Annotated in this window: 25 protein-coding genes and 1 pseudogene; 8 read left to right on the forward strand and 18 right to left on the reverse strand. The window is 68.3% G+C overall.

What is annotated here, in order from left to right; translation table 11 throughout:
- The first annotated feature begins 39 nt into the window (after window positions 1–39).
- The 3 genes from pstC to pstB are packed head-to-tail and all read left to right on the forward strand — an operon-like array spanning window position 40 to window position 2,913.
- Entirely contained in the window at window positions 40–1,023 is a 984-nt protein-coding gene (pstC, locus tag ACFY1P_RS32330; protein WP_361525535.1) for a phosphate ABC transporter permease subunit PstC, read from the forward strand.
- Window positions 1,020–2,102 carry a phosphate ABC transporter permease PstA gene (gene pstA, locus ACFY1P_RS32335; RefSeq protein ID WP_390752628.1) on the forward strand — a complete coding sequence of 361 codons (1,083 nt, stop codon included), beginning with the start codon at window positions 1,020–1,022 and terminating at the stop codon, window positions 2,100–2,102. The genes pstC and pstA overlap by 4 nt, the downstream gene beginning before the upstream one ends.
- Before the next feature lie 31 nt (window positions 2,103–2,133).
- Complete coding sequence (pstB, locus tag ACFY1P_RS32340; protein ID WP_361525541.1) at window positions 2,134–2,913, forward strand: phosphate ABC transporter ATP-binding protein PstB; 780 nt, start codon at window positions 2,134–2,136, stop codon at window positions 2,911–2,913.
- Window positions 2,914–3,092: 179 nt separating this feature from the next.
- On the opposite strand, the gene ACFY1P_RS32345 is transcribed toward pstB, so the two are convergent.
- Window positions 3,093–4,091 carry an inorganic phosphate transporter gene (locus tag ACFY1P_RS32345; protein WP_361525544.1) on the reverse strand — a complete coding sequence of 333 codons (999 nt, stop codon included), beginning with the start codon at window positions 4,089–4,091 and terminating at the stop codon, window positions 3,093–3,095.
- Between the two features lie 6 nt (window positions 4,092–4,097).
- Window positions 4,098–4,718, reverse strand: a complete 621-nt coding sequence (locus ACFY1P_RS32350; protein WP_030367109.1) for a DUF47 domain-containing protein — start codon at window positions 4,716–4,718, stop codon at window positions 4,098–4,100.
- A 275-nt stretch (window positions 4,719–4,993) separates the two neighbouring features.
- On the opposite strand from ACFY1P_RS32350, the gene ACFY1P_RS32355 reads away from it, so the two are divergent.
- Window positions 4,994–5,383: a metal-sensitive transcriptional regulator gene (locus ACFY1P_RS32355; protein ID WP_361525547.1), complete on the forward strand. Its 390-nt coding sequence runs from the start codon at window positions 4,994–4,996 to the stop codon at window positions 5,381–5,383.
- A gap of 36 nt (window positions 5,384–5,419) precedes the next feature.
- On the opposite strand, the gene ACFY1P_RS32360 is transcribed toward ACFY1P_RS32355, so the two are convergent.
- The 5 genes from ACFY1P_RS32360 to ACFY1P_RS32380 all read right to left on the reverse strand — a co-directional run bounded on the left by ACFY1P_RS32360 (window position 5,420) and on the right by ACFY1P_RS32380 (window position 10,069).
- Window positions 5,420–5,593 (reverse strand): hypothetical protein, encoded by a 174-nt coding sequence (locus ACFY1P_RS32360; protein WP_361525549.1) that lies wholly within the window; start codon window positions 5,591–5,593, stop codon window positions 5,420–5,422.
- A 126-nt stretch (window positions 5,594–5,719) separates the two neighbouring features.
- The gene (locus ACFY1P_RS32365) at window positions 5,720–6,562 is read right to left on the reverse strand and encodes a hypothetical protein (protein ID WP_390752629.1); all 843 of its coding nucleotides are present in this window, start codon (window positions 6,560–6,562) and stop codon (window positions 5,720–5,722) included.
- Window positions 6,563–7,095: 533 nt separating this feature from the next.
- Complete coding sequence (locus ACFY1P_RS32370) at window positions 7,096–7,812, reverse strand: phosphatase PAP2 family protein (protein WP_361525557.1); 717 nt, start codon at window positions 7,810–7,812, stop codon at window positions 7,096–7,098.
- Window positions 7,813–8,008: 196 nt separating this feature from the next.
- Entirely contained in the window at window positions 8,009–9,016 is a 1,008-nt protein-coding gene (locus tag ACFY1P_RS32375; protein ID WP_361525560.1) for a bifunctional lytic transglycosylase/C40 family peptidase, read from the reverse strand.
- A 96-nt stretch (window positions 9,017–9,112) separates the two neighbouring features.
- Window positions 9,113–10,069, reverse strand: coding sequence for a hypothetical protein (locus ACFY1P_RS32380; RefSeq protein ID WP_390752630.1), 957 nt, complete (start codon window positions 10,067–10,069; stop codon window positions 9,113–9,115).
- A gap of 326 nt (window positions 10,070–10,395) precedes the next feature.
- Here ACFY1P_RS32380 and ACFY1P_RS32385 point away from each other — a divergent pair, with 326 nt between their 5' ends.
- Together ACFY1P_RS32385 and ACFY1P_RS32390 are read left to right on the forward strand one after the other, a co-directional pair.
- On the forward strand, window positions 10,396–11,208 hold the full coding sequence (locus ACFY1P_RS32385; RefSeq protein WP_390752631.1) for a helix-turn-helix domain-containing protein: 813 nt from the start codon (window positions 10,396–10,398) through the stop codon (window positions 11,206–11,208).
- Entirely contained in the window at window positions 11,205–11,567 is a 363-nt protein-coding gene (locus ACFY1P_RS32390) for a DUF397 domain-containing protein (protein WP_390752632.1), read from the forward strand. Before ACFY1P_RS32385 ends, ACFY1P_RS32390 begins: the two co-directional genes overlap by 4 nt.
- Here ACFY1P_RS32390 and ACFY1P_RS32395 read toward each other — a convergent pair.
- From ACFY1P_RS32395 to ACFY1P_RS32405, 3 genes and pseudogenes are all read right to left on the reverse strand, one after another.
- Window positions 11,562–11,951 (reverse strand): hypothetical protein, encoded by a 390-nt coding sequence (locus ACFY1P_RS32395; protein ID WP_390752633.1) that lies wholly within the window; start codon window positions 11,949–11,951, stop codon window positions 11,562–11,564. The genes ACFY1P_RS32390 and ACFY1P_RS32395 overlap by 6 nt on opposite strands.
- Before the next feature lie 313 nt (window positions 11,952–12,264).
- Window positions 12,265–12,973, reverse strand: a pseudogene (locus ACFY1P_RS32400) (RHS repeat-associated core domain-containing protein); the annotation flags it as partial.
- 373 nt (window positions 12,974–13,346) lie between these two features.
- On the reverse strand, window positions 13,347–14,159 hold the full coding sequence (locus tag ACFY1P_RS32405; protein ID WP_390752634.1) for a hypothetical protein: 813 nt from the start codon (window positions 14,157–14,159) through the stop codon (window positions 13,347–13,349).
- Between the two features lie 26 nt (window positions 14,160–14,185).
- Here ACFY1P_RS32405 and ACFY1P_RS32410 point away from each other — a divergent pair, with 26 nt between their 5' ends.
- Window positions 14,186–14,317, forward strand: coding sequence for a hypothetical protein (locus ACFY1P_RS32410; protein ID WP_390752635.1), 132 nt, complete (start codon window positions 14,186–14,188; stop codon window positions 14,315–14,317).
- Here the strand turns inward: ACFY1P_RS32410 and ACFY1P_RS32415 are convergent.
- The 7 genes from ACFY1P_RS32415 to ACFY1P_RS32445 all read right to left on the reverse strand — a co-directional run bounded on the left by ACFY1P_RS32415 (window position 14,314) and on the right by ACFY1P_RS32445 (window position 22,693).
- Window positions 14,314–14,658: a hypothetical protein gene (locus ACFY1P_RS32415; protein ID WP_390752636.1), complete on the reverse strand. Its 345-nt coding sequence runs from the start codon at window positions 14,656–14,658 to the stop codon at window positions 14,314–14,316. The two genes, ACFY1P_RS32410 and ACFY1P_RS32415, sit on opposite strands and share 4 nt — an antisense overlap.
- Before the next feature lie 211 nt (window positions 14,659–14,869).
- Window positions 14,870–15,232 carry a hypothetical protein gene (locus ACFY1P_RS32420; RefSeq protein ID WP_390752637.1) on the reverse strand — a complete coding sequence of 121 codons (363 nt, stop codon included), beginning with the start codon at window positions 15,230–15,232 and terminating at the stop codon, window positions 14,870–14,872.
- A 371-nt stretch (window positions 15,233–15,603) separates the two neighbouring features.
- Entirely contained in the window at window positions 15,604–15,843 is a 240-nt protein-coding gene (locus ACFY1P_RS32425; protein WP_390752638.1) for a hypothetical protein, read from the reverse strand.
- A 270-nt stretch (window positions 15,844–16,113) separates the two neighbouring features.
- On the reverse strand, window positions 16,114–16,509 hold the full coding sequence (locus tag ACFY1P_RS32430; protein ID WP_390752639.1) for a hypothetical protein: 396 nt from the start codon (window positions 16,507–16,509) through the stop codon (window positions 16,114–16,116).
- A gap of 529 nt (window positions 16,510–17,038) precedes the next feature.
- Window positions 17,039–21,757: a putative T7SS-secreted protein gene (locus ACFY1P_RS32435; protein ID WP_390752640.1), complete on the reverse strand. Its 4,719-nt coding sequence runs from the start codon at window positions 21,755–21,757 to the stop codon at window positions 17,039–17,041.
- Complete coding sequence (locus tag ACFY1P_RS32440; protein WP_390752641.1) at window positions 21,757–22,293, reverse strand: hypothetical protein; 537 nt, start codon at window positions 22,291–22,293, stop codon at window positions 21,757–21,759. The genes ACFY1P_RS32435 and ACFY1P_RS32440 overlap by 1 nt, the downstream gene beginning before the upstream one ends.
- A complete protein-coding gene (locus tag ACFY1P_RS32445; protein ID WP_390752642.1) occupies window positions 22,286–22,693 on the reverse strand; it encodes an SseB family protein in 408 nt (135 codons plus the stop codon). The genes ACFY1P_RS32440 and ACFY1P_RS32445 overlap by 8 nt, the downstream gene beginning before the upstream one ends.
- A 142-nt stretch (window positions 22,694–22,835) precedes the next feature.
- Here ACFY1P_RS32445 and ACFY1P_RS32450 point away from each other — a divergent pair, with 142 nt between their 5' ends.
- A complete protein-coding gene (locus ACFY1P_RS32450) occupies window positions 22,836–23,039 on the forward strand; it encodes a DUF397 domain-containing protein (protein ID WP_361525583.1) in 204 nt (67 codons plus the stop codon).
- 60 nt (window positions 23,040–23,099) lie between these two features.
- Here the strand turns inward: ACFY1P_RS32450 and ACFY1P_RS32455 are convergent, their stop codons facing one another.
- Complete coding sequence (locus ACFY1P_RS32455; protein ID WP_390752643.1) at window positions 23,100–24,347, reverse strand: serine/threonine-protein kinase; 1,248 nt, start codon at window positions 24,345–24,347, stop codon at window positions 23,100–23,102.
- Window positions 24,348–24,617: the final 270 nt, after the last annotated feature.

Below are 24,617 nucleotides of genomic sequence, written 5' to 3' on the forward strand. Positions count from 1 at the left end.
GCCGGATTCCGGCCGCCTCCGCAGACCGGAGACAACCCCATGGACATATCCAGCACGACCGCAGCGGGCCCACCCGGCCCCGCGGCCCCCGACGGGCAGCCGAAGCCGGCCGCCCGCGCCGGTGACCGCGTCTTCCTCGCCCTCTCCCGGGGCTCGGGAATCCTGCTGCTGGTGATCATGGCCGCCATCGCGGTCTTCCTCACCGTCCGGGCCACAAGCGCCCTCTCGCACGACCACGGCAACTTCTTCACCACCTTCGAGTGGAACGCCAACGCCACCCCGCCGGTCTTCGGCATCGCGGTCCTGGCCTTCGGCACGATCGTCAGCTCGCTGATCGCGATGGTCATCGCGGTCCCCGTCGCCATCGGCGTCGCGCTCTTCATCTCCCACTACGCGCCGCGCAGGCTCGCCACCCCGGTCGCGTACGTGATCGACCTGCTCGCCGCCGTCCCGTCCATCGTGTACGGCCTGTGGGGCGCCCTCTTCCTGGTGCCGCACCTCGGCGGGCTCTACAGCTGGCTCGACGACTACTTCGGCTGGACCGGAGTCCTCGCCTACCACGACGGCGCCGCCCGCTCGCTCTTCACCATCGGCATCCTGCTGGCGATCATGATCCTGCCGATCGTCACCAGCGTCAGCCGCGAGGTCTTCCTCCAGGCCCCGAAGATGCACGAGGAGGCGGCGCTGGCGCTCGGCGCCACCCGCTGGGAAGTGATCCGGATGGCGGTGCTCCCCTTCGGCCGGTCCGGCGTCATCAGCGCCTCGATGCTCGGCCTGGGCCGCGCGCTCGGCGAGACCATGGCCGTCGCGACCGTGCTCTCCCCCAGCTTCGTCATCGGCAAGAGCCTGCTCGACCCGGGCGGCGGCACGTTCGCGCAGAACATCGCGAGCAGCTTCAAGGAGTCGGGCGAGATCGGCAAGGACGCCCTGATCGCGTCCGGCCTGGTCCTGTTCCTGCTGACCCTGCTGGTGAACGGCGCGGCCCGGATGATCATCGCGCGTCGCAAGGAGTATTCGGAATGAGCGACGTGACCATCGACCAGCCGCGGACCGCCGACCAGGCCCCGCTGCCCCGTACGCGCCTGCGCCAGCCGCGCCTGCCGCGCTGGGCACCGCCCGCCGTCGCGGTCGCCGCGGCCGCCGTCGGCATCGCGATCGGCCTCGGCGCCGGTCTGAGCAGCCGGATCCAGTGGGGCCTGATCGCCGCGCTCCTCTTCGTCGCCGGGATGTACGGCCTCGCCGCCCGCGTCGAGGGCCGCCGGCAGGCCAAGGACCGCCTGGCCACCAGCCTGGTGTGGGTCTGCTTCCTGGTCGCCGTCGTCCCGCTGGTCTCCCTGGGCTGGGAGACGGTCAGCCGCGGCTCGAAGGTCCTCGACGGCACCTTCCTCACCCACTCGATGGCCGGCGTGCTGACGATCCAGCCCGGCGGCGGCGTCTACCACGCGATCATCGGCACCCTGGAGCAGGTGGGCATCGCCACCGCCATCGCGGCGCCGGTCGGCCTGCTGACCGCCGTCTATCTCGTGGAGTACGGGCGCGGGCGGCTCGCCAAGGTGGTCACCTTCTTCGTGGACGTGATGACGGGCGTCCCGTCGATCGTCGCGGGCCTGTTCGTGCTGAGCTTCTGGATCCTCATGCTGGACTTCGGCTACTCCGGCTTCGCCGGGTCGATGGCCCTGGCGATCCTGATGATGCCGGTGGTCGTCCGCTCCACCGAGGAGATGCTCAAGCTCGTGCCGAACGAGCTCCGCGAGGCGTCCCTCGCCCTCGGCGTGCCGAAGTGGCGCACGATCCTCAAGGTCGTCCTGCCCACGGCCATCGGCGGCATCGCCACCGGCGTGACCCTCGCGATCGCCCGCATCGCGGGCGAGAGCGCCCCCATCGTCCTCCTGGTCTTCGGCTCCCAGGTGATCAACAACAACCCCTTCGACGGCGCCCAGTCCTCCCTGCCGTACTACATCTACGAGCAGTGGGCCGCGGGCAACGAGGCCAGCTACGACCGCGCCTGGGCCGCGGCCCTGGTCCTCATCGCCTTCGTCATGATCCTCAACCTGGTGGCCCGCGGCATCGCCCGCTGGAAGGCCCCGCAGACCGGCCGCTGACCGGCGGCTCACGAAAGAAGCAGTGATTCCCATGGCCAAGCGCATCGACGTCGGCGGCCTCAACGCCTACTACGGCAACCACAAGGCCATCGAGGACATCTCGATGACCGTCGAGCCCCGCTCCGTGACCGCCTTCATCGGCCCCTCCGGCTGCGGCAAGTCCACCTTCCTGCGCACCCTCAACCGCATGCACGAGGTCACCCCGGGCGGCCGCGTCGAGGGCAAGGTGATGCTCGACGACGAGAACCTCTACGGGCCGGGCGTCGACCCCGTCTCCGTACGCCGCACGGTCGGCATGGTCTTCCAGCGCCCGAACCCCTTCCCGACCATGTCGATCTACGAGAACGTGGCCGCGGGCATCCGCCTCAACGGCGGCCGGGTCCGCAAGGCCGAGCTGGACGCGATCGTGGAGAAGTCGCTGAAGGGCGCCAACCTCTGGAAGGAGGTCAAGGACCGGCTGAACAAGCCGGGAGCGGGCCTCTCCGGCGGTCAGCAGCAGCGCCTGTGCATCGCGCGGGCCATCGCGGTCGAGCCGCAGGTGCTGCTGATGGACGAGCCCTGCTCGGCGCTCGACCCGATCTCCACGCTCGCCATCGAGGACCTGATCGGCGAGCTGAAGGAGCGGTTCACGATCGTCATCGTCACGCACAACATGCAGCAGGCGGCGCGCGTGTCGGACCGTACGGCCTTCTTCAACCTCGCGGGCGTCGGCCAGCCGGGCAAGCTGGTCGAGATCGACGAGACGGCGCGCATCTTCTCGAACCCCTCCGTCCAGGCCACCGAGGACTACATCTCGGGCCGCTTCGGATAGAGGTTCGGACAGAGACCGCCTTACGGCGCTGCTTGGCGGTGCCGCCGCAAGGCGAAGGGCCCGCCCCCTGTCGGTAGCAGGGGGCGGGCCCGTCTGTATGTGACGCCCGCGCGCCGTCGGGGGTCCGGGGCGGAGCCCCGGAAAGCCCTCTCGGGTCATGGGCGGGCGGGTGGGAAAGGTCAGCCGAAGGCCAGCCGCACGATCCAGTAGCTGAGCGCGGCCACGATCGCCGCGGCCGGCATCGTGATGAACCAGCCCATCACGATGTTCTTGGCGACGCCCCAGCGCACCGCGCGCGACCCCTTCGTGGAGCCCACGCCCATGATCGCGGAGGTGATGACGTGCGTGGTGGAGATCGGCGCCTGGAACATGAACGACGACGTGTACATCACGGACGCGGCCGTCGTCTCGGCGGCGAAGCCCTGCGGCGGGTCCAGCTCGATGATCCGGCGCCCGAGCGTGCGCATGATGCGCCAGCCACCGGCGTACGTACCCGCGGACAGCGTCAGCGCGCAGGCGAGCTTGACCCACAGCGGGATCGCGTCGCCCTTGCCCTCGACATCGCCGATGACCAGGGCCATCACCACGATGCCCATGGTCTTCTGCGCGTCCTGCAGACCGTGGCCGAGGGCCATGCCCGCCGCCGAGACGGTCTGCGCGATACGGAAGCCGCGCTTGGCCTTGTGCGGGTTGGACTTACGGAACATCCACATGATCGCGACCATCACCAGATAGCCGAGGATCAGGCCGACGAAGGGCGAGAGGAACATCGGGATGACGACCTTCTCGACCACACCCGACCAGATCACCGTGGTGCCGCCCGCGAGCGCCGCGCCCACCATGCCGCCGAACAGGGCGTGCGAGGAGGACGACGGAAGCCCGAAGTACCACGTGATGAGGTTCCAGGCGATCGCGCCGACCAGCGCCGCGAAGAGGATGCCCATCCCCTTCTGGCCCTCCGGCGTGGCGATCAGACCCTCGCTGACGGTCTTGGCGACGCCACTGCCCAGGAAGGCACCGGCGAGGTTCATCACCGCCGCCATCGCGAGGGCCGCCCGCGGGGTCAGCGCCCGCGTGGAGACCGAGGTCGCGATGGCGTTCGCGGAGTCGTGGAAGCCGTTCGTATAGGTGAAGCCGAGCGCGACCCCGATGGTCACGACGAGAGCGAAGGTGTCCACCGGGGGTCAGGACTCCTTGACCGCGATGGTCTCGACCGTGTTGGCGACGTGCTCGAACGCGTCGGCGGCCTCCTCCAGCACGTCCACGATCTGCTTGAGCTTCAGCACCTCGATGGCGTCGTACTTGCCGTTGAAGAGCTGAGCCAGCAGCTTGCGGTGGATCTGGTCCGCCTGGTTCTCGAGGCGGTTCACCTCGATCCAGTACTCCGTGAGGTTTGTCATGGTCCGGAGGTTGGGCATGGCCTCGGCGGTGAGCTCGGCGGCCCGCGCGAGGACCTCGATCTGCTGCTCGACGCCCTTCGGAAGCTCCTCGACCTGGTAGAGCACGACCAGGTCGACGGCCTCCTCCATGAAGTCCATGATGTCGTCGAGCGAGCCGGCGAGGGTGTAGATGTCCTCGCGGTCGAACGGCGTGATGAAGGAGGAGTTCAGCTGGTGGAAGATCGCGTGCGTCGCGTCGTCCCCCGCGTGCTCCGCTGCCCGCATCCGCTCGGCGATCTCGGCTCGGGCGGACGTGTCCGCTCCGAGCAGTTCCATGAGGAGCTTGGAGCCCGTGACGATGTTGTCCGCGGACGCGGCGAACATGTCGTAGAAGCTCGTCTCCCTGGGGGTCAGACGAAAGCGCACGTGGGATCCTCGGGGTGCAGCGGATTCGGTCTCGTTGATGCTAGGCGCATCATCCAGCCACGGCTAACTGGCATTCCCTCAGTGTCGCCCATCGAGCACAGTGCTCACGAAGGCAGGTACCGCCTTCGGCCACCGAATTCTGTACCATATACCTGCCGGGGGTATGTGAGTGGGGTATACGCACCCGACAGGGGCGGCACCACTTCGCCCAGGGAGCGGACCAGCGCCCGGCGCACCCCGGATCCGCGCTCCGGGAAGGGACGACGGAGGACGCCATGACCACCACGGAAGCCGGAGCCGGCACGACCGGCGCCACGTCCTGCCACGGCGAGCCGCCCGTCGCGGACGCCTCGCCGTCGCCCGGGCAGGGGCACGGCCACGGTCCGCACGGCTACAGCGACCAGAAGGACCAGCACCTCAAGCGCCTGCGCCGGATCGAGGGCCAGATCCGCGGCCTCCAGCGCATGGTCGAGGAAGACGTCTACTGCATCGACATACTCACCCAGGTGTCGGCGAGCACGAAGGCTCTCCAGTCCTTCGCCCTCCAGCTGCTCCAGGAGCACCTGCGCCACTGCGTGGCCGCCGCCGCGGTGAAGGGCGGCGACGAGATCGACGCGAAAGTGGCGGAGGCGAGCGCGGCGATCGCGCGGCTGCTCCGCACGTAGCGCCCGGCGGCGGGCCGCGGACCGGGCCGCGGGCGGCTACTCGCCCCGCGTCTCCGCCGCCCGGACGACCTTCAGGACCTCGTCGATGCGGTCGGGGCTCAGGCGGTCCTCGTCGGCGCTCGAGGCCGCGATCATCAAATCACCGTAGAGATCGATCTCGATGAGGGCCACGGGATCCGGCCCACCCGACGAACCGCGTCGCGAAACCACGTGATTCACCTCCTCGGGTTCTGGTCCTCGGGTTTTTGGTTCTTCGGCTTACCAGCGTAGTGATCGGTACACATGGCGCGCATGGCACAGAAGGACCATTTCCATGGCCAACCACGCCGTGCCGCGTTATTTCCGCGGCGAACCCACGGTCCCCGCATAGATATCGGCGGAAGCCGGGAGTGCCACATCGAACTTGCTGCCGAAGTCGTAGAGATCGAGGGTCGAGACGACCGTCATCGGCGCCGCCGGCCCGCCCCGCACGACGCCGAACCGGTGGGAGAGCCTGCGCAGCAGGCCCTGCCGGTCCAGATACGCGTCGAACCGCACCGTGCCGCTGGAGAAACCTCTCGCCGCCACGGCCAGCGCGTCGCGGTCCCGCTCGGGCGCGGCGCGCGCGGCCTGGCCGAGGTCGATGGTGCCCCAGTAGTGCCGCACGCGGACCCCGTCCACCTGTTCGTCCCTCATGTACGTCACCTCGCGCGCGCCGCCCAGCAGTTCGGCCGCCGCGAGCGGGTCCGTGGCGCCGTTGGTGAGCAGATTGCCGTCGGCGAAGGCCGGCGTCGACAGCCGCACCCACTTGTCGTCGGGGACGCCCGCCCCGCGGTTCTTCATGAAGAGCGCGCCGGGTACGAACACCTCGGTGACGGCCCGGTGTTCGGTGGCGCCCGCCGCGTCTGCGGGCACCAGCACGGTCAACTCACCGGCGGGCCGGGCGAAGTCGTAGCCGCCCGCGCCGTGGATGGTCAGCCGGGTGCCGCCGCTGACGGTCTCCATCGACGTACGCACCTTGGCGCCGCCCGCCTCGGCGAGCGCCCGTGCGGCGCTGCGCAGCGCCGCACGGGCCCAGCCGGGGTCGTCCGCCTGCCGGGCCTTGCCGCTCAGGCTCCTGAGATCGTCCCGCAGCTCCGGCCGCTCCTGGGCCGCGCAGCCGGACACCAGCAGGCCGAGGGCCACGCCACCCGCCGTCACGCGCCCGCGCCCTCGCACCACCATGACCGTCAGCCCCCTGCCAGCACGCTGTGGAACCCGTAACTGTCAACGACCCCCGGTGACCACCGTCACGGCCGGGGTAGCGTGGTCACGTGTCCGACACAGCCGCCGCGCCCCTCTCCGCGGCACACTCCACCAGCACCAGCGAGACGGGTTCCTTCTGCAGCGCCCACTGCACCTGCGGCTGGCGAGGCCCGGCCCGCCGGGCGCGCTCCCTGGCGCGCGAGGATGCGACGTCCCACGCGAGGGGGGCCTCGGAACCCAGCCCGTCCGGCGTTTGAGGACAGCGCGCGAAGCGTGCTTCGGGGTCTGGGGCGGAGCCCCAGGCTCCCGGGCGCGCCATGCTTTTTCTTTTCAGCCCGTTGGGGGCACCTCTGGGGGCACCCCCGGACGGAGTCTGGGGGAGGTAGCTGGGGGAGGCAACGGACCCGCAGCCGGGGGTCTGGGGCACGCGCCCCAGTTTCGGGAAGGGGCGGGGCTGGGGAAAAAGCCCGCCGCAGGCGCCCCTACCGCTACGCCGCCAGATCGTTGTCCCGCGGCAACGGCCGCTCCGGCCGCCCCGCCGCAGGGGCAACCACAGGAGCCACCGCCCCACCAGCCCGCACCAACCACCCCACCCGCGACCCCGCAAGAAACCGCACCGCCGGAGTAAGAAGCATCAGAGCCAGCGGAGCCAGCAGCAGCGCCACCGCCGTGCCGAGCGCGAGCCCGCCGATGACGTCCGTCGGATAGTGCACGCCCATATAGACGCGGCAGAAGCCTTCGAGGAAGGCGAGCCCGATGCCGATCAGGCCGTACTTCCGGTTGGCGACGAAGAGGCCCACCCCGATGGCCATCGTGAGCGTCGCGTGGTCGCTGACGAAGGAGTAGTCGGTCTTGCCCTTGACGAGGACGTCCAGCCCGGTGTGGTCGACGAAGGGTCTGGGCCGCTTGACGAAGTCCCGGATCGGGATGTTGACGAGCAGCGCGATCCCGGCGGCCAGGGGCGCCCACAGCAGCCCGGCCACGGCGGCAGGCGCGTCCTCCCGCTTGCGGACGCTCCACCAGGCGCAGACCATCAGCACGGCGAGGCCCAGGACGATGCCGTACTCGCCGATGAACTCCACGGCGCGATCCAGCCAGTTGGGAGCGGACCTGGCGATGCCGTTGATGTCGTAGAGCAAGCTGTTGTCGGGGCCCGGCCCGCCCCCGGCCTCCGACACGAGGTGCCCCACCGCGAGTCCAGCCATGTGTCGTGGCCCCTTATCTGTCGCCTCGTGCTACGTCCAGCTGCCGACCCCCGTGGTCCGTTGCGCCCGCCGACGGGGGCGCTGCTTTCCCACTCTCATGGAACGCGCCACTCCGGCCGGGCGTTCCACTCTCCACTCAAAGATCACCTGGACGTTATCGAAGGGTGACCCATCGTTGCAGTCCGGGGTCGGGACTTCAGACCCCCTTGACCTTGGGGAGCGCTTTCGCGCCATCTTCGGTGACCCGGGTCGCCCCGATGTAGTCCGGTGTGTCGATCTTGTCGAAGCGGATCAGGGCCCCGGTGTGCGGAGCGTTGATCATGTATCCGCCGCCCACGTAGAGCCCCACGTGGTGGATGCTGCGAGGGTCCGTCAGATCGTGCGCGAAGAAGACCAGGTCCCCGGGGAGCAGCTCGTTCCGCTTGGGGTGCGCGCCCGCGTTCCACTGGTCGTTGGCGACGCGCGGCAGGGTGATGCCCACCGATTCGTACGCGGCCTTGGTGAGCCCCGAGCAGTCGAAGCGCCCCCCGTCCGCGGCGGTGCCGTCGCCGCCCCACAGATAGGGCGTGCCGAGCTTGTCCTGCGCGTAGTAGATGGCGCCGGCCGCCTGCTGCGAGGGCGCGACCGGGCTGATGGGCCTGGCGAAGCTCTTCTCCAGGGTCCGGATGGACTTCACATAGCCCTGGGTCTCGTTGTACGGCGGCACGCCGTGGTGCTGGATGACCGCGTACGCACCGGCGTTGTACGACGCCAGCATGTTGTCCGAGAGATCGCCCGGCACGCTCTGGACGTCCTTGGAGAGCTCGCAGTCGTAGACGGCGGCCGACGGGATGGCGTCCTGGGGGTCCCAGATGTCCCGCTTGCCGTCCTTGTTGGCGTCGATCGCGTGGCTCGCCCACGTCTCGGGAATGAACTGCGCTATCCCCTGCGCGTTCGCGGGACTCACGGCCTTGGGGTCCCAGCCGCTCTCCGAATAGATCTGCGCGGCGAGGATCGCGGGGTTGAGGGCGGGACAGAGATTGCCCCAGTCCTTCACCAATTGCTGATACTGCGCCGGGACGGCACCCTTCGCCAGCCCCACCGTGCCCCCTCCGCCACCACCCACGAGGTTGGCGGCGGCCGTGTACACGCCGACGACGAGCAGCCCGATGAAACACAGGACCATTCCGATCCCGACACCCACGCCCACCCAGACCTTCCGCACCCCGCAATCCTCCCCCAAGGGCCCGCCGTGTATCCGTCAATTTCCTTTGACTTGGGGAGCATCGGCGCGACCGGCACCGCGCTGGAGGCACACCGGTCAAGCCGGGGCCGTCCCGGGCAGCGTGCCCGGCCCGCGCATCGCCGCCCGTACGGCGGCCGCGCCACGGCGGGCGGCGGCGATGGCGCCCGACGCGTCATGGGCGGGCTTGCTCGGCTGTACGGGTGGCCGCACGGGAGGCGCGAAGCGCCTTTCGACGGCGCGCTGCTCGGCGAAAGTGGGAGCGTCGGGCATCTTGCGGAGCAGCCGGTTCCGGATAATCCCGGCGGCGGAATGGACGTGAGCGGGCAGCCCGCCGGTCAACGCTTCCCGGACTTCCGCCAGGCAGGCTCCCCGCTGGAACCACTCCCCAGCGAGCGGCGCGAGGCGGGCGACGTCCGTGCCGGACAGCCGCAGCTGCCGTTCGGTGCGGGAGACGGCGGTCAGGGCGTGGGCGCCTTGCGCGACGAAGGGCGGGGGTACGGGGGCCGGGCCGTCGGGCGGGCTGGCTCGGGGAGTCGGCGGGGGCAGGGGCTCTGGCTCGGACTCTGACTCGGACTCTGGCCCAGGTTCCGGCTCAGGCGGGGCGGGTTGGGGAGGTTGGTGAGTGTTCTTCTCTGTGTCTTCTTCTTGGTAACGGCCGACGGACCGGCCACCCGGCTCACCGACGACCGGAATCCCAGGACCCGGCTGCCCGGCCCGCACGGCGGCGGCTTCCTCGGCGGTCAGCGGCACGCCGGAGACGAGCTGCTCGGTGGCCCACCGCCCGCCCGGCCCCTGCTCGCGCCACTCGTGGTAGTACCCGGCGGCGGCGAGCTCGCGCTTCGCGCGGATGAACCGGGTGGGCTTGATCCCGGCCCGGTCCGCGACCTGCCACAACGGGAGGTCGACGCCGGGCGGCAGGGACAACTGCCAGATGAGCAGCCGTACGGCGTCCGAAGAGAGCTTCGGGCTGCGAATGATCTCGTTGGCAATCTGCGTGAAGGAGCGTGCGGGAGCGATAGCATGTCGGAACACTTGGTGGGGGCCTATTCCCTACTGGGTGCAGACCCCTGGATTGGTGTTCTCAGCACCGCCAGGGGTCGCCTCACATCGGCGCGAGGCAACCCGTCTGCGGTCACCGTAAGGCACAATTTCGGCCTGGACAGGGCCAGTTGACCCACATCACCCGAATGGGTAACGAGGTCGGGGTTTACCCGCATATGAGGGTTGCGCCCGCTTGTCAAGGCGACCGCCTTTTGTTCGACCCTTCGTGTGTTCCGCCTTCACGGGGCGGGCAACTCCGGTGTATGGCCACGAGAGTTGTCGTACGCGCGCCTCCACACCAGGAAGGGTCCCCGCTCATGACCGTTGAGGCCGACCGGCCGGACCCGACCGAGAGCATGCTGGCGTTCTTCGGCTCGGAGGCACTGCGGCTGCGCACGAAGGCCGGCTGGTCACAGGAGAAGACGGCCAAGGAAGCGCTCTCGACGCAGGCGATGATCAGCTACGTGGAGCACGCGAAGAGGGTGCCGTCGAAGGAACTGGCGGCGGGCCTCGACGCGGCGTTCGCCACGGACGGTCACTTCGGGCGGCTGCATCCGCTCGTCATGCGGTACGCGTATCCGAAGTGGTTTGTTCGGTATGTGGAGTTGGAGCAGGAGGCGAAGGCCATCCGGTCGTTTCAGGTTCACATCGTCCCGGGCTTGTTGCAGACCGAGGATTATGTGCGCGCTATGTTCGAAGCCGTGAGGCCCGACAATCTGGATGGCCTGGTAGCAGCCCGAATGTCCCGGCAGGCCCTGCTTGAAGGCGACATCCGGTGCTGGTTCGTCATCGACGAGCACGCGTTCCTCCGCTTCATCGGCGGACGAGACGTCATGCGGGCGCAGTTTGCGAGACTGCTCGCGGCAGGACAGAGGCCACGCACCGTTATCCAGGTGATCCCCCGCACCGTGCCCGCACATGCCGCCATGGCTGGACCGTACACACTCTTGAGCTTCGACGAAGGGACGGATGTGCTTCACGTGGACGGATTTTCGCAAGGCCGGACCACAGCGGACACATCCGAGGTGACCGAAGCAGCGTATGTCTATGACCTGCTCCGAGCTGTCGCCCTGTCCCCCGAAGACTCCGCCGCCTTGATCCGTTCGCATCTGAAGGAGCTAGGACCATGACTCGTGCAAGCAACTTCGCCGCGATGTGGCAGAAGAGCAGCTACAGCACCAACGGCGGCAATTGCGTAGAGGTTGCGTCCAGTTGGAGGAAGAGCACCTACAGTGGCCCCAACGGCGGAGACTGCGTGGAGGTTGCCGCCAACTGGCGAAAGAGCAGTTACAGCAGCAACAACGGCGGCGAATGCGTAGAGATCGCCGACAACATACCGAACGCCATACCCATACGCGACAGCAAGAACCCCGACGGCCCCGCACTCCTCGTCACGCCAGCGGCGTGGACGTCGTTCCTCGGCGGCATCAAGAGCGCGAACCTCGGAGTCATCCAAGGCTCAGGCAGCCTTCACATATCGCTGTCATAGCTGGTAAGGGTAGAGGTCGAGACTCTTCAGTTTGAACGTGATGGTTTCGCCCTCCGCAAGATCGCCACCAGCATCCGCCATCTCGATCATTACCAGGTCGGTTTGAATCCTCAGGGTCACCATCGAGTCGTCGTCCACCCTCTCCACGATCCCTGAGACTGAAATCCAACCCGCATCACCCGATACATTCGCAACGATCTCCCCTTGACCAGGAGGCGAATGCACCCAACGGGGGGACTCCTCATCGATTTCGAATTCGACATCATGGCTGCCAACGCTCGGGGCCCCCTCCCCCTTCCAGATACCCCATGCCTCGCCTGCCGCGCAGGCGAACCACACTTTCCCTGCCTCGACGTCCAGGACGTCCGTGATTTCGATACGCACTACTTAAGCCCCAGCGGTACTCTGACCATGGTATTCTCCACGATCCACTCATTAGTCGGTGCCACGAAGTCCCACGTTTCCATGTGGAAGTGGAATTTCGTGGGCTTGCTGTTCATCTCGTGATCGCCCATGCGGATACTACGGTGACCGTCAGCTGATACCAGCCGGTTCGGATCCGGCTCGCCAGTCCTAGGGTGAAGATTTGTGTACGGCCCTTCGCCGAGAAACTCCTCCCACGTTCCCATGGCCTGGGCAGGTTTGAGGGGCTTAGGCGCCGCCACTTCCGGCAGGTTCACAACCTTCTGCTCGGGCGGGCACGGCGCCAGCCCCAGCGGATCCGCCCAACTAACCGGGTTGTGGACATACGCCACAGGATTAGGCGCCGGCGCCAGCCCCAGAGGATCCGCCGACAGATACCGCGCCGTCTCCGGGTCGTAATGCCGGTGGAAATTGTAGTGGAGCCCCGTCTCCGGGTCGAAGTATTGGCCCGGGAAGCGGAGCGGCGTGTAGGCCGTGCTCGTCGTCGGCCAGGACGTCGTGCCCCAGAGAGTTGCGCGGGCGCGCCACGTCACCTCTCCCGACTCGTCGACGAGTTCCGTCGGGGTGCCGATCAGGTCCGTGACGATGGCGAAGAAGCGGGAATCCACCTCCCGTTGAGGCGCGTCCGCCGCCGATATTCGTTCGGTCTGGGCGATCGGGTGGAGGCCGTCGTGGTCCCACGTCAACGTGACCGGGTTGGGGAACTCGGCAGAGATCGTGGTCTGTTCGGCGAGCGTCGCCCCGTCCCACGTGAAGCGGATCTCTTCGAGAATCGCGCCCGCCGCACCGAGGCGCCGCTTCGCGATGCGCCGCCCCAGCGGGTCGTACAGATAGCGCCACCGCGCCCCGTCCGGAGTGACCACCGACGTCAGGCGGTCCTCCGCGTCCCACTCGTACCGCCATACATCCGGCTTGCGCGACAAGCGCGTCCGGCGGCGGCAGGTGACCCGGCCCGCCGCGTCGTGTTCGTAACGGACGCCGCCGAATCCGTAGGCGGGAGCCCACGCCGAAAGCCAGGGGCTAACGGCCTGAGCCTCGTGTTCCGGGGCTCAGGTCAGCCCTTGAGCCACCTCCCCAGCGTTCGCGCGATACGGACCAGAAGGTCCTCGACGCGCTGCCGTACGGATGGCTTCGGCTTCCCGCGACGCCCCATGGGCGCCTCCCCTCAGACCGGCTGCCGAGATCCCGGTCGGCAACCATCCTCAGGTTCGGGCCGGGCCCCGAGGGCGGGGGACCGGGGACGATCCATGAGGGGAGGCGCACCGCAGTGCGCACAGATCACCCTACTGTCCAACTCGCCACGCACATACGTGTTCTGGGAACTTCCGCACCACATCGCCGGGCGAGCCGCAAGCGCTAAGCCGGAGCCATCTCGGGCCCCCCGCCACACAGCGCGGCTCGTACGGCGGCCGCGCCACGGCGGGCGGCCGCCACGGCTCCCGAGGTGTCATGAGCGGGTGGAGCGGGCGCGTGTGGCTGTACGGGTGGTGGCGCGAAGCGCTGTTCGGCGGCACGTTGTTCCGCGAACGTGGGGGCGTCCGGCATCTTGCGGAGCAATCGATTCCGGATGAGCCCGGCGGCGGAGTGGACGTGATCGGGCAACCCGCCGGTCAGCGCTTCCCGCACCTCCGCGAGACCCGCTCCGCGCTGGAACCACTCCCCCGCGAGCGGGGCGAGCCGGGCGATGTCCACGCCGGACAGGCGCAGCTGCCGGTCGGTGCGGGAGACGGAGGTGAGGGCGTGGGCGCCTTGCGCGACGAAGGGCGGGGGTATGCAAGGTGGGCGGTCGGGCTTCGCGGCTCGGGGTTTTGGCGCGGGCGGGGGTACGGGATCGGGCTCCGGATCCCGATCCGGCTCCGGCTCCGGCGGGACGGGTTGGGGAGGTTGGGGAGGTTGGGGAGTCTTCCCCCTCGTGTCTTCTTCTTGGTAACGGCCGACGGACCGGCACCCCGGCCGACCGACCACCGGATTTTGGGCACTCGGTCGCCCGGCCCGCACGGCGGCGGCTTCCTCGGCGGTCAACGGCACGCCGGAGAGGAGTTGCTCGGTCGTCCACCGCCCGCCGCACCCCTGTACGCGCCACTCGTGGTAGTAACCGGCGGCGGCGAGCTCGCGCTTGGCGCGGATGAACCCCGTGGTCTTGATCCCGGCGAGTTGTGACGCACGCACGTGTCCGCACGGGGAGGGCCCCGCCCATGACCGTTGAGGCCGACCGGCCGGACCCGATCGAGAGCATGCTGGCGTTCTTCGGCTCGGAGGCACTGCGGCTGCGCACGAAGGCCGGCGATTGCCTTGAGATCGGGCCCGACAAGCCGTTGCCGAACTAGTAGTCCTGGTCGAACATCTTCATCCAGAACAGCGCCCGCGACTCGGCCGAATCTGCCAGGATCAAATAAAATCCGCCCGCAGCAGGCCTGACGCTGATCATGGATAGAAATTCTTCCGTATACCCTTGCAGGAATTCCACCAGCTTCAACGTCTCCCGTTGGAGCGAGTCATCGTCCCGGGCTTTCCTGAGCCTTCTCCTGTACATATGAAACAAGGACGACGTAGCTACCGGGCCGCTCTCAACGGAGCATTCCTGTCCGAACTTCATCGTTGTCGCCGGGTCGAGCACTCCAGCAGCTACGGCATCCCGGACCATTCTTCTCAACTCACCCTGGTCCATGGCCCCCCATTAATGCTGACCTCAGCACCCCGCACGCCCCTCTGAGCATTACCTCTCCTCGGAGAGCAGGAGAAGCCGCGCCCTCACCTAGCTCCAAGCGATGTTGAGCCAGGGACTGTCTGGACCGTTGGTGAAGATTTGGGCCGCACACACTCTCCCGCCAGCTGCGGAGAACTTCCAAGGAGGCAAAGCTAACCGCCGGAACGGCGAATCAGGATTCTACGCCCATAGATCGGACATCGATCCCGGCATTACGTGCCGCCGATCTCAGCGAACGCCACTCCGGTGCTGCTCGGACAGCGTCCTCTTCCCATAGGGAGTCGGAAGAATCCGTCATGTTCCGGAGCTCCACGTCAACAGTCCGGAGCGCTTCAATCACCGCGCCAGGAATAAGCTCGGATGCCACAAGTCCATGAGCATGGCGAAACAAGTCATCAAACTCCAGAGCCAATTCGTCGACTCCAACCCCCAGTTCAGATACATACGCGACCTGCTCTTCGGCATCTGCCGCCAAGAGTTCGAGCGCACGAGCGAGATTTCGGTAGAATCCGCGAAGTCGTTGTTCTGCATTCATTGGATGACACCTCCCAAGTCGCCTTCCCAACCTTTCACTCGCCAGCATGCTCCCTCTCCGTGGTGCCCACCGCCTGGGTGCCATCGAAGCATGCGACCGGTCTCATGGCCTCTGTCGGTGTACTCGCGAAGCCCCCATCCCTGCCCGGCGCGACTCCCCTTTCCGAGAGTTTCCTCACGTCAGCCCGGCTTGTCTATCAGTGCGCCGCGCACCTCTTCCGGCTTGATTCCTCTAGTTCATGGGCGCCCCATTGAGTTTCGACCTGCTCCGTGCTGATGCCCAGTTGAGCCACGTATTTCTGGGGCTTCCCATGGAAAGCAGATACATTCACCCGTTCCACATTCACCCGCCTCACCTTTCACAAGAGCACCCTAACTCTGCTTTTCCTCGCCCTCCTGGCGCCATGCAACGACCCATCGGGCCTCGTCGAAGAATTGCTGCAAGGAGGCTTCGTCTTCGACCCATGAGTCACCTCCAGCCGTCTGGAAGTCACTGTCCGCAGCAGTGAGAATGAGATAGCTGGGCGGCACGTCCGGAAGCTCCTTGATGAGGACGTACCTACCCTGCTCGTCCCCTGAAGCGATGCGCCCGACAACTCCAACTCTGATCATTTACCTGCCTCACTCGCGATCACTCAATCAAAGGAACGTGATTATTGACGAAGGATTTCTTATCGCCCGGGTTCTCAAATATCTCTAGGTGCACATGAGGTATATGCGGCCAATGGCCACCCGCCAGCGAGTCCTGATCCATCCTGAACTGGCGGAGGTCATCCGCGCTGCGGAACACGCCGCCGACTGAGTTGGCCCAGAAGGTGCGGCATCAGGACTCCTCACCCTCCTGTCCCCGGACAACGACCCACCGAGCCCGATTCATTCCAATCAATGCTGATCGGAGAACTCGTGGACCATGACCCAGTAGTCGTACTCTTCTGTCGTCACCCCACAGATACGCCGCCCGTCCATCGACATTGCAATGAGTTCCGGCGACCCATGGTCGACCAGGTTCGAAGCCAGCTCGGCCCCTTCCACCCATCGCACAGGAAACCAGCCATATTCTGCGCTCCCGGGGCCAGCGACAGTGATCAGCAATGAATGGTCATCAGCAAACAATGCTGTTCGACGGGCGTACCGCAGCCACTGATAGTCCACTTCCGCCAAAGCGTCTGGGGCAGCTTGGCGCACTCTCTTGACTGGCTCCGCCGAGACATTTGCCATGATGCGCCAGGCATCGAGAACCGTGGGGACGTCGCGCGGCGCCGGAACATCCGACAGCACCAGTCCACTGTCCCCGATTCTCTGCAACAAACTTCCCCTACTCATCTTTGCCGCGCCTACGCCTCGCAGGCACCCCCTTGGCGACCGTTGATAATTTCAAGCACTCGGGCGTCCCACCGTTTCCGGCAAACGGGACAGTAGTCCATATGGGAATGCGACTGTGCTCGTCTCGCCTCATCAGAGAACATTCCAAACCCAAAAGCGCGCGTCACCACTCGATGCTGCGCCTTGCACTCCAGACACGTCATTCCATGAGCTTCGCCTACGACGGCGTTCAGGAAGTCTTCGTCCGTGACTGTACGGGAGCTCACTCGCGCGTCGATCAGACTCAAATCCGTACCGTCGCTCCAGTGGAGATAGAAGCATGCGAGAGGCCAGTTCGGCCTCAGCCGGATAAGGAAACGGCGCATCCTCGGGTGATCGGCAAGAAGGCGGTCCTCCATCTCGTCAAAGTTTCCGACTTCCTCTCGCGGGTTGATCAGGTCCCCGGAAGGGAAGTACGTCACACTCCGCCTGCCGACCTCGATCGCTACCCCGCCCATGGCGTCACCTTGATCATGTGTGGTATCAGAATTTCTTGCTCTGTCGATGTTGGCAGTGTTTGCCAAAAACCGTCACCTGGATTAATTCTCGCCGTGTACACCATTCCGCCGTTGGCAAAATACTTTGCCCGGTCGGGGTCGGTTGTGAAAGACATGATCGACCTGGACCCGTACGCATCCTGAAACTCGGTCCCAAATTCTGCATGCGCTTGAACCAGATCCTCCATACCGCCCCACTCTGCTAGCGCCGCAGCGTGGGCTTCTCGCGATGCTTGAAGCGCCGCATCAACAGATCCGGTCTCCATGTAGGCATCCTGGGCGGCTTGACTCATCAGCATGTCGGTTTCTGACGCAATACCATTTTCCCTGTAGAAACCGGTACCCCGATAAATCGGGATCTTCTTGGGGCACCCACCCGGCGCCAACCCCAGCGGATCCGCCCAACTAACCGGGTTGTGGACATACGCCACAGGATTAGGCGCCGGCGCCAGCCCCAGAGGATCCGCCGACAGATACCGCGCCGTCTCCGGGTCGTAATGCCGGTGGAAATTGTAGTGGAGCCCCGTCTCCGGGTCGAAGTATTGGCCCGGGAAGCGGAGCGGCGTGTAGGCCGTGCTCGTCGTCGGCCAGGACGTCGTGCCCCAGAGAGTTGCGCGGGCGCGCCACGTCACCTCTCCCGACTCGTCGACGAGTTCCGTCGGGGTGCCGATCAGGTCCGTGACGATGGCGAAGAAGCGGGAATCCACCTCCCGTTGAGGCGCGTCCGCCGCCGATATTCGTTCGGTCTGGGCGATCGGGTGGAGGCCGTCGTGGTCCCACGTCAACGTGACCGGGTTGGGGAACTCGGCAGAGATCGTGGTCTGTTCGGCGAGCGTCGCCCCGTCCCACGTGAAGCGGATCTCTTCGAGAATCGCGCCCGCCGCGCCGAGGCGTCGTTTCGCGATGCGACGGCCCAGCGGGTCGTACAGATAGCGCCACCGCGCCCCGTCCGGAGTGACCACCGACGTCAGACGGTCCTCCGCGTCCCACTCGTACCGCCACACGTCCGGCTTCCGCGACAAGCGGGTGCGGCGGCGGAGGACGACCCGGCCCGCCGCGTCGTGTTCGTAACGGACGCCGCCCGCACGGGTGATGCGCGTGCCCGTGTACGCGCGGGGGCCCACCGCCTCCTGGCCGGGGCCCGGCCAGTCGGCGGACGTCTGGTTGCCGGCCTCGTCGTACGCGTACCGCTCGCTCCAGCCAGGAGCGTCCACCGCCGTGACCCGGCCCACCGCATCCAGTGCGAACGTGCGGTCGTCGATCGAGGTGACGGCCCCGTCGCGGCGGTAGGAGTACGTACGGGACACGGCCCCGGGCAGCGACTGGGCACTCAGCCGGCCTGCCGGGTCCCACGCCTGCGCCAGAGTGAGCCCGTCGCCGAAGTGGCGGGCGATCTCGCGGCCCACGGCGTCGTGTTCCATCGTGATGACGTGGCCGGACGCGCTCATGGACGTGCGGCGGCCCGCGGCGTCGTACGCCCACGTGCTGACCGCGCCCGTCGGAGTGACCCGCTTCGTACGGCGGCCGAGCTCGTCGTAGGCGAAGGTCAGCGTACGGCCGTCGCAGGTCTCGGACTTGATCCGCCCGAGCCGGTCCCGGCCGTACACGAGCGTCGCGTCCGGACCCACCGCCTCCAGGAGCCGGCCGGCGGCGTCATGGGCGTACGTCGTCACGGCGCCATCGGCGTTCTTCGTCACCACCCGTCCCAGCACGTCACGCTCGTACGCGACGTTCCGCCCCAGCGGATCCGTACGCGAGACGAGCCGTCCCGCCGCGTCGTGCGCGTACCGTAGCGTCCGGCCGTCGAAGTCGGTCTCGGACGCGAGCCGTCCCGCCGGATCGAACTCGTAACTCCAGGTCAGCCCTTGCGGATTGGTGACGGCCGTCAGCTGGAGGCGTGAGTCGTGGGTGAACTCGTACCGCACCCCGTCCGGGCCCGTCCGGGCCGCCAGGCGGTCGAAGTGGGTGTATTCGAAACGGGTGACGCCGCCCAGGGCGTCAGTGTGCGTGACGCAGTTGCCCTCGCCGTCGTACGTCCACCTCTCCTCCGCGCCGTCCGCCGCGATACGGCGCGCGAGTCTGCCCTCCACCGTCCACGCCAGGCGGGTCGTCGCGCTGAGCGGATCGATGACGGTCGTCACGCGGCCGAAGGCATCCCGGCGATAGGTGGTCACCCCGCCGAGCGGGTCCGTCACCTCGATGGGCAGTCCCGCCGCGTCGCAAGTGATCCGGGTCGTGTGGCCCAGGGCATCGGTGACCGCCGCCAGGTGGCCGGCCTCGTCGTACGTGTAGTGGGTGACCGCGCCCGAAGGGTCGGTCGCGGAGGTCCGGCGGCCGGCGGAGTCGAAGGTCTGGTGCCGGACGGAACCGTCCACATCCGTCACGGTCACCGGGTGCCCGGCCTCGTCGTACGAGACCGCCGCGACGCGGCCGTCCGGGCGGGTCACCGAGAGGAGCCGCCCCGCCTCGTCGTAACGGAACTCAGTCGTCCGGTCGAGGGCATCCGTGTGGGAGAGCAGCCGATGGTACCGGTCGCGGCGGGAGCGGGTGGCGGCGCCGGTCGGGTCGATCTCGGCGACGACGTGGGAAGCGTCGTCGACGACGTAGCGCGTCGTGTGCCCCAGAGAGTCGGTCAGGGACGTGACCCGCAGTCCCGTGCCGGGGTCGCGCTCGCCGTACTCCAGCGCGAAGCGCATATGACCCTCGGCGCCGGTCTGGAAGACACAGCGGTCCCGGTCGTCGTACGCGTAGACGTATCGGCTGGCATTGCGGTCGGTCCACGCGGTGATGCGGCCGTGCTCGTCGTAATCGAACCGCAGCGGCAGGCCTGAGGAGTTGATGACTTCCGTCAGGTTTCCACCGGTGTAGCCGTAGCGGATCAGCTCCGTCTCCGCGCCTTCGGTCACCAGGTGGAGCGCGGTGACACGCCCGGAGGCGGTGGTGAGACGGACGCGGTAGCCGCCGTCGTGGACGAGGGCCAGAGGCGTGCCGTCGGGGTCGTACTCGAAAGTGATCCAGTGGCCCGCGCGGTCGGAGACCTGCTGGAGCAGGGCGAGCCCGTCGCTGTACGAAGTGAAATGCCACGTCCGGCCGGACGCCGGGTCGGTGATGACGTAGCCGCCGTCCTCGGCGTTCGCCAGCGGCCACCGGGGGCCTTCGGCGGGGAGCGTCGGAACGCCCGGCACCGGATGCGGATAGCTCAGCAGCATGCCGTCGGCCCGCACGTACACCACGCCCGCGGAGTCGATCTCCAGGCGCTCGTCGACGGTGCTCGACCACGAGGGACCGAACCACCGGCCCGCGCGATAGCCCGACTCCGCCCGCCGCTCGAACAGCAGCGGCAGCCCGGCCGCGGGCAGGGACACATCGGTCTGCGGCAGGAACATCCGGCCGGTGGCCATGTCGATGGGGTCGCCGCCCGCGCACCTCTGCTCCGGCGCGACGCTGGCCTGCTGCGGCTCGGCTTCCACCGCCTCACGTGCGGCGCTCCTCGCGCCCTGCCCCGCTCCCGCCTCGGCGGCGTCCGCCGCTCCGCGCCGCGCGGCCCCGATCGCCATCCGCTCGCCAGCGTTGGCCGCGGTGCTGCCACCGCCCGTCGCCACGGCCATCGTGATGTTGCCCGCGAGACGGCCCAGGGCCTCGGAGGGATCCGAGCCCCAGCCGTCGCCGAGGAGCGTGCCGGGGATGCGGCCGGGGTGGGCGGCGAGCGAGAGAAGGCCGGCGTCGGTCTGGACGACGCCGTCGATATACGCGGCGGGGTGGGTGAGGTTGTACGGGTCGAGCGGGTTGAGGGTACGGGCGAACCGCGTCATATCGGTCACCGAGCGGACGGCGCCGCCCAGGAGGTGCATCGCCTCGACCTGACCGCCGTCGAAGAGGTCCTTGGCATCACCGGCGAACCGGTCGGAGAACTTCGGCAGTTTCGGCGCGAGTTCGACCGCTTTGCCGATCTTCTTCTGCGCTTCGGCGGCCGCGGTGTTGCGCTGTTTGCGGGCCTCCGTGAGGACCCGCTGCGCCTCCTCACGGTCGGCCCGGCCCGGGTCCGTGCACGGGGGCGGCACCGGGCCCGGGTCCTGGCCGGCCTTCACCTTGGCGTTGTACGCGTCGGCTTTCTCGTTGTAGTCGTCCCTGGCCTTCTGGGCGGCGTCCTTGCCCTTCTTGTAGAGGCGTACGGCCTCCGCGGCCTGGGCCTGCGCCCAGGTCACGGTGTGCGCGTACGCGGACAGGGCGCTCGCCGCGTCCTGACAGGAGTCGGCCGCATGAGCCCACTTCGGGGCGTGCTCGGCGAATTTCCGCGCGAAGTTGTCCGATCCCTCGCCCTTCCACCGCGAGGGATCGACCTTCTGCAATCCGGTGTGCGCGGTGTCGAAGGCGGTACGGAAGCTCCGCAGGTGGCCCGCCGTGGCCTCGATGCGTTTCGCGTCGCCGTGGACGAGAGCCTTGGGATCGTCGGTCTCGCCCAGCTGCTTCTCACCGACCTCCGCGCCCAAGCCGGAAGCCGTCCTGTCGGACCAGTCGTCGACGGCGTGGGCGGCACGGTGGAGCCCGAGGCCGTCCAGGCCGTCGCCCAGCTTGTGGCCGCCCCATTCGACGGCCTCGCCGAGATTCCTCTTACCCGCGTCGACGGCGTGCTCGATCTTGTCGCCGAGACCGTCCCAGACGGCCATCAGTGACGCTCTCCGGTCTGCGGTGCCCCGCCCTTGAGGTCCGCGATGGTCCGCGTCAGCGTCTCGTCGGTGTGGTGACCGGCCTGCTTGAAGGACTCCGCGCTGTAGTCGGCGTGAGCGATGTCGTTGAATGGGTTGTCCTTGAGCGTCTGCCCCCAGGACTGCTTCTCCGCCTGCTCCTCGGTCATGTGCGGATTACCCATGGCGGCGTTGACCGTCACCTTGAAGGTATTCGAGATGTACGCGTCGCCCTCGTGGTAGTAGCCCGCGGCCAGCCCCACGCGCTGCGCGAACTGGCTGCCGTCGTGCACCAGCGCCCGCACGCCCCACTCCCAGCGGTGGCAGAACGTCTTGAACGCGTCCGCCAGGCCCTGGTGCCCGGCCTCCAGGCCGGAGAGGGTCAGCTCGGAGAAGCCGCGGCCGGTGGCCGCCTCCCCGGGCGAGCCGCCGGACTTCTTCAACTCCTCGATGGCGCCGTTGAGCCCCTTGGTGATGTTGTCGAGCGCGTCCTTGGGGGCGTCTATGCCGTCACTCACCGCGACGCACCCCCGGCCGCCGTATTCCCCCGTCGACGGCCGCGTGGTCAGGCACGATGCCCGCCACCGGCGGGAACATCATGGGCCGCTCGCCGCCCACGTCCAGTGCCACGCCCGTCGGTTCGCCGACGGCGGGGACGACCACGTCCAGCAGCCGGGCGCCGAGCACCGACCGGTACTCCCAGTCGCGCGCCGCCTCGCCCCGGGCCACGGCGAACCGGGCCAGCGCGTCCTCGTCCGTGAAAGCGTGGATCCACAGCACCCCGCCGAACTCCGCGGTCCACAGCCCGCCCTGTCCGTCCAGCGGCACGAGGACCGCGGTACGCCGGAACTCGCCGATCAGCGCGGTCGGCCGCCCCCGCACCGCATGAATCGCGCCAATCTCATCCGTCAACGCCACTGTGCCCCTCCCTCCCCTTTCAGGGCAGCGTATACAGCGGGCGACAGAAATCGAACGGAGGGGCAGGACGGCACGGCGAGCGGCCCGGCATTCCCCTATCGTGAGCAACGGCATTCAGCCGTACATCCCTTGAGGGGGCACCGTGGCAGAGCTCAACTGGATTCCGGCGACCGAGGGTGACGAAACGGAATATCTGGAGGTCGCATTCGGTGACGACGGGAATGTCTACATCCGGGAGAACCACCGGCCGGACGAGGTGGTGGTGACCACCGACGCGAAGTGGGACGCCTTCGTCCTGGGCGTCAAGGCGGGCGAGTTCGACCACTTCGTGGAAGGCGTGGAGTAGGCGAGGGCGTGGAGCGGGCGCGCTCCACGCCCCGGCGCTCCGGCGGGGACGGCCGGCCCGTCAGTCGTCGGATTCGCCGCCGTGGCGCGGCTTCTTCTTGCCGTGGCCGCCCTTGTGCGCCTCGCCCGAGGGCGAAGCGGTCACGTCCGCCGGGAGGACCTGCTGGACACCCGGGCCCGGGCCCTGTGGCGGCGTGCCCCCTTCTCCGCCGGAACCGAACGCCCAGGCGCCGATCACGGCCGCCACCACGAACGCCGCCGCCCCGGCCGACGCGATGACCAACACCTTCGGTTTCCGTACGTCCTTGCGGCCACGCCGCGTCGTCGCGGGAGCCGGAGCCGCGGGCGCGGGTGCGGGCGCGGGTGCGGGTGCGGGTGCGGGCGCCGACGGTCGTACGGGGGCGGCGGCGACCGGCATCGGGGGCGGCGGCGCGGCGACCGGCCGCGGCGCAGCCGCAGGGGCAGCCGCAGGGGCAGCCGCAGGGGCAGCCGCAGGGGCGCCGTGCCACGCCGCTCCCGCGAACCACTCCGCCACCTCCTCCGCCGAAGGCCGCTCCTCCGGCTGCTTGGCCAGCATGCGCAGCAGGAAGGACTCGAAGGCGGGCGGCAGATCGGCCCGGTGCCGGCCCGGCGGCACGGGCGCCGCGTCGACGTGGAGATAGAGCAGCGCCGTCGGGCTGTCCGCCCAGAACGGCGGCTGCCCCGCGAGGAGCTGATAGAGCACACAGCCCAGCGCGTACACATCGGAGGCGGGCCCGGCCATCCGGCCGAGCGCGCGCTCGGGGGCGAGGTAGGTGCTCGTGCCGACGATCTGGCCGACCCTGGTCAGGGCCGTGGACGTCTCGTCCACGAAGCGGGCGATGCCGAAGTCGCCGATCTTCAGCGTGTCGTCGGCGTCGAGCATCAGATTGCCGGGCTTGACGTCCCGGTGGACGACTCCCTGCCGGTGCGCGGCCGCCAGCCCGGAGGCCGCCTGGGCGGCGATGCGGGCGACGCGGGCGGGATCCAGGGTGCCGCGCGCGGCGAGCTCCTGGGCCAGGCTCGGGCCCCGGACCAGCTCCATGACCAGATAGAAACGCCCGTCCCAGGCCCCGAAGTCGTACACCCCGACCACTTGGGGGTGATTCAGGCGGGCGGCCGTCTGCGCCTCCAGCCGGAACCGCGACGCCGCCGACTCGTCGGCCCCGTCGCCCAGCAGCAGCTTCACCGCGACCTGACGGCCGAGCACTTCGTCCCGGGCTTCCCAGACTTCGCCCATGCCGCCGCGGCCGAGGAGCTCTCCCAGCCGGTACCGATCGGCTACCAGCACCCGTACCACCCTTGTTCTCGACGCCCCCGGAGCGCCGGACACAGGCGGTGAGGGCGACGCACACGGCGATCAGGCCCCACAGCCACGAGGCCCGGTGGTCAACCAGGCGGCGCGGGCTCCAGCGTACCGACCGAACGCACCGCCGCTCGAACATCCGCATGGGCCCCCACCTCGCCGATCATTGCTCGCCGTCCACACGCGTGATACATAGAGTCACCATAGAGCTCCCCACTGACAACGCCTCGCGCCGCGGGTCGCACCGGCATCGGT

Origin of the sequence: Streptomyces sp. NPDC001407, assembly GCF_042895325.1 — a bacterium.
Lineage (GTDB): Bacteria > Actinomycetota > Actinomycetes > Streptomycetales > Streptomycetaceae > Streptomyces.

What these genes read in the sequence shown, in the direction of transcription:
- ACFY1P_RS32435 (WP_390752640.1), bottom strand. Translation starts at nt 21,757, where the DNA reads ATGGCCGTCTGGGACGGTCTCGGCGACAAGATCGAGCACGCCGTCGAC.
- pstC (WP_361525535.1), top strand. Translation starts at nt 40, where the DNA reads ATGGACATATCCAGCACGACCGCAGCGGGCCCACCCGGCCCCGCGGCC.
- ACFY1P_RS32425 (WP_390752638.1), bottom strand. Translation starts at nt 15,843, where the DNA reads ATGATCAGAGTTGGAGTTGTCGGGCGCATCGCTTCAGGGGACGAGCAG.
- ACFY1P_RS32385 (WP_390752631.1), top strand. Translation starts at nt 10,396, where the DNA reads ATGACCGTTGAGGCCGACCGGCCGGACCCGACCGAGAGCATGCTGGCG.
- pstB (WP_361525541.1), top strand. Translation starts at nt 2,134, where the DNA reads ATGGCCAAGCGCATCGACGTCGGCGGCCTCAACGCCTACTACGGCAAC.
- ACFY1P_RS32420 (WP_390752637.1), bottom strand. Translation starts at nt 15,232, where the DNA reads ATGAATGCAGAACAACGACTTCGCGGATTCTACCGAAATCTCGCTCGT.
- ACFY1P_RS32410 (WP_390752635.1), top strand. Translation starts at nt 14,186, where the DNA reads ATGACCGTTGAGGCCGACCGGCCGGACCCGATCGAGAGCATGCTGGCG.
- ACFY1P_RS32415 (WP_390752636.1), bottom strand. Translation starts at nt 14,658, where the DNA reads ATGGACCAGGGTGAGTTGAGAAGAATGGTCCGGGATGCCGTAGCTGCT.
- ACFY1P_RS32355 (WP_361525547.1), top strand. Translation starts at nt 4,994, where the DNA reads ATGACCACCACGGAAGCCGGAGCCGGCACGACCGGCGCCACGTCCTGC.
- ACFY1P_RS32390 (WP_390752632.1), top strand. Translation starts at nt 11,205, where the DNA reads ATGACTCGTGCAAGCAACTTCGCCGCGATGTGGCAGAAGAGCAGCTAC.
- ACFY1P_RS32370 (WP_361525557.1), bottom strand. Translation starts at nt 7,812, where the DNA reads ATGGCTGGACTCGCGGTGGGGCACCTCGTGTCGGAGGCCGGGGGCGGG.
- pstA (WP_390752628.1), top strand. Translation starts at nt 1,020, where the DNA reads ATGAGCGACGTGACCATCGACCAGCCGCGGACCGCCGACCAGGCCCCG.